The 7930-nt window shown below is 48.0% G+C and carries 7 protein-coding genes; 2 read left to right on the forward strand and 5 right to left on the reverse strand.

Annotated elements, in window-relative coordinates; all coding sequences use genetic code 11:
* Positions 1–76: 76 nt before the first annotated feature.
* From BUA12_RS10400 to BUA12_RS10410, 3 genes are all read right to left on the reverse strand, one after another.
* Positions 77–1561 carry an anthrax toxin lethal factor-related metalloendopeptidase gene (locus tag BUA12_RS10400; protein ID WP_072710546.1) on the reverse strand — a complete coding sequence of 495 codons (1485 nt, stop codon included), beginning with the start codon at positions 1559–1561 and terminating at the stop codon, positions 77–79.
* A 225-nt stretch (positions 1562–1786) separates the two neighbouring features.
* On the reverse strand, positions 1787–2740 hold the full coding sequence (locus BUA12_RS10405) for a zinc-binding dehydrogenase (RefSeq protein WP_072710547.1): 954 nt from the start codon (positions 2738–2740) through the stop codon (positions 1787–1789).
* Between the two features lie 104 nt (positions 2741–2844).
* Entirely contained in the window at positions 2845–3354 is a 510-nt protein-coding gene (locus BUA12_RS10410; protein WP_072710548.1) for a thioredoxin domain-containing protein, read from the reverse strand.
* 151 nt (positions 3355–3505) lie between these two features.
* Here BUA12_RS10410 and BUA12_RS10415 point away from each other — a divergent pair, with 151 nt between their 5' ends.
* On the forward strand, positions 3506–4723 hold the full coding sequence (locus BUA12_RS10415; RefSeq protein ID WP_072710549.1) for a pyridoxal phosphate-dependent aminotransferase: 1218 nt from the start codon (positions 3506–3508) through the stop codon (positions 4721–4723).
* 186 nt (positions 4724–4909) lie between these two features.
* On the opposite strand, the gene BUA12_RS10420 is transcribed toward BUA12_RS10415, so the two are convergent.
* Entirely contained in the window at positions 4910–5707 is a 798-nt protein-coding gene (locus BUA12_RS10420) for a carbon-nitrogen family hydrolase (protein WP_072710550.1), read from the reverse strand.
* 135 nt (positions 5708–5842) lie between these two features.
* Between BUA12_RS10420 and BUA12_RS10425 the strand changes: the two genes are divergently transcribed.
* Positions 5843–7024: an RNA polymerase factor sigma-54 gene (locus tag BUA12_RS10425; protein WP_072710551.1), complete on the forward strand. Its 1182-nt coding sequence runs from the start codon at positions 5843–5845 to the stop codon at positions 7022–7024.
* A gap of 29 nt (positions 7025–7053) precedes the next feature.
* On the opposite strand, the gene BUA12_RS10430 is transcribed toward BUA12_RS10425, so the two are convergent.
* On the reverse strand, positions 7054–7930 hold an 877-nt coding region (locus BUA12_RS10430), incomplete at its 5' end, for a dihydrodipicolinate synthase family protein (protein WP_072710558.1).

Genomic DNA, 7930 nt, shown 5'->3' on the forward strand with positions numbered 1-7930 from the left:
CCCTTCACAAAACAGATCAAAACGAGCGTCAAGAAAATACCGGACTGTCTCATACAATCCGGTAAAAAAGCCATCACTACTTTCTGATATTCCTGACAAGTACGGCTGAAACCACTGCTAAAATAACCAATATGACGATCGCAATGATGATGAATGTATTACCGTCAAATAATGTATTTTCAACTTCTGCACTTTCTTCATCAGTCTCAACCTCTTCGGTTTCACCTTCGTCTGCCTCTTCAGTCGCAGTCTCCTCCTGATCAGACACAGTCTCTTCTTCAGATTCAACCGTTTCTTCCATCTCTGAAGACTCCTCTGACTCTGCGGGTTCTTCAGCAGTCCCGGAATCCTCTGCAGACTCCGTCTCTTCACCGGAAGATGCATCTTCATCAATCTCTGAAATATCTTCCTCCGGGCGCTCTTCTTCCATATCATTCTGTTCGATGGCACTCAGCAGGCCGTCTCTGGCATCATCCACCTCGGACTGCTCTTCCACATCACCTTCCCTGCTTTCTTCAAGAACCATCCGCGCCTCATCGAGTGCTTCCTGAAGCTCGTCAGTGCGTTCTGATTCAGGTATTTCCACAGCCTGGTTGACCGCTTCTTCCAGTTTGGAATCATCGACTTCCGACCTGTCCGCCGCGCCATTCTCATCCGGCTCCGCCGAAGTCGTGGCATAACGGAAAAATGATGTGAATAAAGGGGTCTCATTCGAGTCAAGCGCTTCAACATAATACTCGTAATTGGTGTTCGTCTCTAGATCTCCGGCCTCATACTCACCTTCCGACACATTCGCCACCTGTTCACCGTTCTGATAGATGTTGTAGGAATCCGCACCGTCATACTCATCCCATTCGATGGTCATGGTATTACCAGTGATTTCACCAAAAGAAATGATCCTGTAATTCAGGGTTTCCATATAATTGTAAGTCTGAGGGGCTCTCGACTGCAGCTTGTTCTGTTCTTCCCCGCCAAGATAATACATTGCGAACGCTTCGGCGAAATATTCGCTCGGCACGTCAAAATACTCGGAAACCGCATGGTCTCCAAAGAGCGCGTCCTTTTCATCCGCCATGATCTGTCTGAATGCCGAGTCCTCGCTGAATGTGAATCCGGCAGTGTAACTGTCGACGGCATGCGCATATTCATGCAACTCCAGATTGATCGTGGAATGGCCGTTGCCCGGATCACTGTAACCTATTCTCGCAGCTGTAGTGAAGCCGCCGGCACCAGGTACATCATCCCACGTATTGCCGCTGCCTTCCCAGCCTCTCGGCACCGTCCCTGAAAGATGCTGGAACTCCGAGAGCTCGGTCAGGGGCACATCCATAAGGATGATGCTCACACCCGAACGATTCGTTTCATATAAAATTCTAGAGTCCACATTGTCGAGCCTGTCTATCATCTGCTCCGCCTCGGCATTATTGGAACTATCCGTTGTCCGTACTTCAACCATCTCGAGCAGGTTTGAATCCTGTGCCGAGATTTGTTGACTCACAGCTATAGTAAAGAATCCGATCATCACCAGACCCGTCAATACTTTACTTATAGTCTTGTGCATAAGAACAACCTCCTCTCCGGGAAATTTCATTTATTAAAATATTAATCACTGATTATAGAGCATTACCCAAATACTTTCAAAGAAAACACCATAAATGACCAGGACACTTTATATAATCTATTCCCTCCGGGCCTCCCGGATAACCAAATAATTCACTCATGATGTGCATTTCCATGAAAAAACCTGGGGCACCTCACAGTGTCCCCCAGGTTTTTTAAATCGTTCCTATTTTTCCATATCTGCAACCAGACGACCGGTCACCTTGCCTTCTTCCAGCATCTGGATGCCCTCAGGTATTTCATCAAACGAAATTTCAGTGATTTTCGGACTCACTTTCCCTTCAGCCATCAGCGCGTACATATCTTCGATATCCTGCTTTGTGCCGCCGTTGCTGCCGACCAGCGTCGCCTGTTTGGTGATCATCTCGGTGACATTGATCGTCGTTTCCAACTTGCCCATTCCGACCAGCACCACTTTCCCTTGGAAACCGACGGATTCGAGTGCTTCACGCGTAGTGATATCAAAGCCTGCATAGTCGATGATCACTTCAGGTTCAAATTCCGCAATCTCTTTGACATTTTCATATACGCCTGCAGCGCCGAGGTCTTTAGCCAGCTGTCGGGCATCCGGGCTCAAGTCGATTGCATATACTTCTATGCTTTGCGCAACTGCGGCTTCAAGTGCAATCTGACCGAGACCGCCGATACCGATCATACCGACTTTCATGCCTTTTTTGATGCCGCCTTTGTTGAATGCTGCATGGTAGGAGGTCATACCTGCATCCGTTCCTGCTGCAGCCTGGGCGAATGACACGCCGTCGGGAATTTTGACAAGGTCTTCAGCAGGCGCCTGTACCTTTGTACCGAAACCGCCATCGTAAGCATAACCAGGTGCGGTGCCGCTCGGCCCTGTGGGACAGACAGCAACTTTATCGCCGACCTGATACTCCGTGACACCGTCGCCGACCTCACTGATGATGCCTGCAACTTCGTGTCCCATGATGACAGGGAGCTCTCCAAGCAGCGCTTTCCAGCCTTCATCCCTTAACACGCCAACATCCGAGTGACAAAGACCCGCCACCTTCATATCGATGACGACTTTGCCCGCTTCCACTTTCGGATCTTCTTTTTCAACTAATTCCAGTGGTTTATTCGTATCCACAAATTGCCAGCCTTTCATTTAAAAACCTCCATTATGTTATTTATTTCACATACTATTATATCAATAAATCCGCGCATTTGATACTAAACAGCATGCATTACCCTGAGCTGTGATTCAAGGAATCATGAACTTTCAATTTTCCCTCTGAATGCCTCGGCAATTTCTTCGTTCGTGCCTTTCACAGGAAAATCAAACTTATCCCCGTCGATGAAAACGGTCGGCACCACTCTCACGCCCCGCTCAGCCGCTTCATCGAGGATTTCTTTTGAACGTGCGCCATGCCCCTCCTGTTCCACGAGACCGAGAGTTTCCAGCTTCATCAGGGCTTCCTCAAAGCTTGCCGTCCATTCCGGACGGGTTTCAAGCAGATGTTTCATATCCTCGTAGGTTTTCTCCGGCTCATGGATGTTCAGGTAAGTGCCTGCCACCGCCCCTTTCAGCAATGCACCATTCGTACGATCGACATGCTTGATGATATGTTTCACTTCACCGGATTCGATATGAGGGGCAAAAATTTCATCGATCACTTCGATATAAGTTGAGCAGAATGGACAGCCCATATTGATGTACGATTCAACCGTCGTTGCCGCCTCCTCTGAACCTAAAACCAGATGTCTCACTTCATTTGTCATCATTCATTCCTCCTCGTCTCTTTAAAGTCTACCCATTTACAAGGAATAACTGAAATGAAATGCTTAGGGAGACCGGAGGACATGGCTTATATTATGTGGAGGATAATGCTATTCTGGAGTTGATGGATTCTTATAATAGGGAGTGTGACATATGTCTCCAATAAATGATATTTTTGATGAACTGAATGCTGATCTCGCTCCGGGCCAGGAAAAACGTTTGAACTTCGATGAGATCGAATTGAAGGGCGGGCATTTACCCGGGGAAACTGTCGACTTTTCACATGGTGATGTCGATGCTTTTGAGCCGATACCGGAGGCGTTGGATAACTTCAACCATGGTTATAAGGAGATTGGTGCAGCACAGGCTTATACCGTCTACCGCGGCCGGGAGGATATCCGCCTGGATGTCGCGGAGAAGCTTTCCTCTTTTTCAGGGACAGCCATTGATTACGAAAATGAACTGATCATCACCCCAGGCACCCAGGGTGCTTTGTTCCTTGCAGCCGGAGCCATGATAACGCCCGGGGATAAAGTTGCGATCATCGAGCCCGATTACTACGCGAACAGGAAGCTCGTACATTTTTTCCGGGGCGAGCTTTATCCGGTGACCTTGGACTATATGGGGCATGGGGATAAGGCCGGCATTGATCTCAAGCAGCTGGAAGACGGTTTTAAAGACGGTGTATCGACTTTCATTTTCTCAAACCCCAACAATCCGAGCGGCGTCGTATACAGTAAGGGGGAGATTACTGAAATCGGCAGGCTCATCAAAAAATATGATGTCAATGTCATCGTTGATGAATTATATTCCAGGCAGGTTTTTGATGGCAGGATATTCACCCACCTCTCCAGCCTCAACATTGTACCTCGTGAAAATATAATCACAATCATCGGCCCCTCCAAAACGGAGTCCCTCAGCGGTTTCAGGCTGGGCGTGGCATATGGCGCAAAAGCGATCATCGACAGGATGGAACAGCTCCAGGCAATCGTCTCACTCAGGGCCGGCGGTTACAGTCAGATCGTTTTAAAGAACTGGTTCAATGAGCCTGACCATTGGATGATTGAACGTATAGAGGCGCACCGGGAAATCAGAAATGAATTGCTGCGCCTGTTCAGGGAAGCAGACTTCGAAGTGAGGACCACTGAAGCGGGCAGTTATATCTTTCCCCGGCTTCCGGGACTCTCCATCGACTGCGAGAACTTCGCGAAAATATTGAATAAGCAGGCGAAAGTCATCGTCACGCCGGGCACACAGTTTGGTCCCGGGTTCAAAGACAGCATCAGACTCAACTTTTCGCAGGATAAGGAAAAGGCGGTGGATGCCGTGAAAAGATTAATCAAAGTTGCGGGGTTTTATAAAGTTGAATAATAGAACCTTACCGAATGCCGACTCAAAACCGCAGCCCTTGATGGCAGTACGCATCACGCCATACTGGAAGAAACGGACAGGGCATAGCATGCCTCATGAATCGAAAAACGCCGGGATATGAGTTATCCCGGCGTTTCTTTTTTTATATTGTCATGATGATGAAAGAGAAGCCCAGGCCCCACCAGCCTATAGAAATTTATACATATCCCTTCTTCTGCTTTTGAATATCGGTATGTCTTCCCTCACCCGGGTGATATAATCCAGGTCGATATCAGCTGAAACGACTTCTTCACGGCCCTCACTGCCCTGCGCAAGCACTTCACCGAAGGGGTTGATGATGATGCTGTTGCCGGCGAATGTGGCGCCGTTCGGCTGTGTGCCGAAAGTGTTCGATCCTACAATATAGCACTGGTTCTCGATCGCCCTTGCTTTCAGCAGCGTCAGCCAGTGCTCCGTCCGTTCAGCCGGCCACTCTGCAACGACGAAAATGACTTTTGCCTCATCCAGTGCCAGGTCCCTGAAGAGCTCCGGGAACCTGAGGTCATAACATATGACCAGCCCGGCCTTGTTGCCGAAGATCTCGAAAGTGTCGGCGGCCGCATCCCCGCCTTTCAGGAAGTCAGGCTCATTCAACATCGGCACGAGATGAATTTTGGAATACTCATATACATGCGCCCCATCCTTATCAATGACGAACGATGTATTCAGTACATCCGATCCGACCTTTATATTCGGTACTGAGCCTGCCACGATATTCACTTTGTATTCTTTTGCAAGCTTTGCCATTTCCTCTTTGACATTTTCCAGATTGCGGAAAGCAAGGTCTTCAATCGATTCCAGGGCATATCCGCTCGTCCACATTTCCGGAAGGACGACTATATCATCTTCCTTCAGATCGGTTCTTTTGAACAACTCCTGAACTTTCCCCAGATTTTCATCATAATCCGCTTCAGTCACTTCAAACTGAAAAATTACGGTTCTCACTGCATCATCTCCTGATTCATATTGATACTTGATTATTCCCATTATATCTTACTATTATACATGAGTGTTTGACACCGCTTACATGAATGCGTAAAATTATTAGAAAACAATGACTTCTTTTTGGAGGTGCCTAACTTGATATCATTGGACTTGAATACCCGGGCGAATATAACGTTGAACAACTACATACTCAATTCGATCAGCTTATTCAAATACACACCGGACGCCTTATATGACTATGTCATGGATAAATGCAATGACAATCCCCTCATGTACATTAAAGACGACCATCCGTTCGTCGGCCGGGACGCCGAAAATTTCCATGACGATATCGTTGAGGAAATCCGCCTCCATTTCGGCACCACCTTGTCGGAAAGTGACAAAAATATAATGCAAATCATCCTTGGTTCACTGTCTCCAAAAGGGTTCCTGGAAGCTTCACCTGCAAAAATCGCTGAAATGGCCAACACCTCCACTTCAAAAGTCAGGCGCCTGATTGATGAACTGCAGGAATACGAAAACAGGGGTATAGGAACGGCTGATGCCATCGACTTCATCGCTTTCCAGCTGAAGCGGGATGATATATATGACGAGGAATATTTCAGTGCTTTCAAGAATCATCTGAACAGCATCGGTAATGATGACTTCACATTCCTAAGCGGAACAGATATGGATGCAGAGCAGTTCGTTGCATATATCGAAGATTGCATCAAAGCCTGTGAAATCTATCCATTGGCCGGGGAAGCGGTCATTGATATCGTCCCGGAAGGTTCCATAAAATTTTCCGGAGGGAAACTGCAAATTCATATTGATGACCATCTGGCTGATGCTGTCGTGTTTGAACCGCTATGCCTGACGGAGGGAGAAACAGGCTTCTCCCAAAAGATCAAAGCATATCATGATGAATTTACAGAGCTCGTTTCCATGCTGAGAGCAAGGAAAGTATACATGCTGAAAATCTTGAATGTCATCTGTGATGTGCAAACAGACTATTTGTCGGGTGAAACGGATTATTTGAATACTTTGGATCAGACGATGCTTGCAGAGTTGACGGCACTCAGTCCCGCAACCATCAGCCGCCTCTTATCGGATAAGTACATTTCCACACCCCGCGGCATACTGCCCTGCCGGGGGCTGCTCTCGAAAGAATGCTGCAAGGGCCATTCAGTCAGTCAGGTCAAATTCGTCATCAGGAACATAGAAAACTTCGAAAAGCGTTCCGACAATGAAATTTCCCTGCTCCTTCGTGAACTTGGCATCAAAATCTCAAGACGCACCGTTAACAAATATAAAAATCAGATCCTTCAGGGTAAATAATAAAGACCGGCCACCCGGCCGGTCTTTATTCAGTCCAATTTCTCCATCAGACGCTTCAATTTCTCAACTTCATCATCCGTAAGTCCCAGTCTCGGTTTTCTGGACGGTCCGCCGTTCAGGCCTTTCAAGTCCATCGCCTTCTTGACGATTTGGACATACTTGCCGGAATCCTCCAGGAACTCGCACAGCGGAAGCAGGTCTTTATTCAGCTCCCTGGCCGCTTCATAGTCCCCCGCCTTCATCAGCTCGTACAGCTTTGAAGCGCTGTTCGGTGCGATGTTCGCCGCCACCGACACCCAGCCCGTCGCACCGACGGCGAATGATTCATAGGCGAGGTCATCCGATCCGCAGAACATCACAAGGTCCGTGTTTTCCACAAGCGTGCGCACTTTGCGGATGTCGCCCGTCGATTCCTTGATGTACTGGACGTTGTCCAGCTCCTGATCGATTTTGTAGATCGTCTCATTTTCAAGGTCCACGTTTGCCGTGAAGGGATTGTTGTACATCATGATGGGCTTCGTCACGACATCATTGACATCCTTGAACTGGTGGAACGCTTCCTCTTCCGTCGGCGTCATGTAGAATGAGTTGATCAGCAGGTGACCGTCCGCGTTCGTCTGCTCAACGAATTTCGCATACTCGATCACTTTATCCGTCCGCTCATCCGCGATGCCGACCAGCAGTTTCGTATCACTGTCCTTGATCTGGTCACTGACCTGCGTGATGATTTTCTCCTTCTCCACATCATCCAGGGACGCAAACTCCCCCGTCGAGCCGACGATGATGATGCCCGCCACTTTCGCCTCCAGGAAATACTGGACATTCTCCTTCAATCCTTCATAATTCACGCTGTAGTCCTCGTTCATTGGTGTGATCAATACTGGAAATACTCCCTCAAATTTGTTC

It is taken from the genome of Lacicoccus alkaliphilus DSM 16010, assembly GCF_900142805.1.
Taxonomy (GTDB): domain Bacteria; phylum Bacillota; class Bacilli; order Staphylococcales; family Salinicoccaceae; genus Lacicoccus; species Lacicoccus alkaliphilus.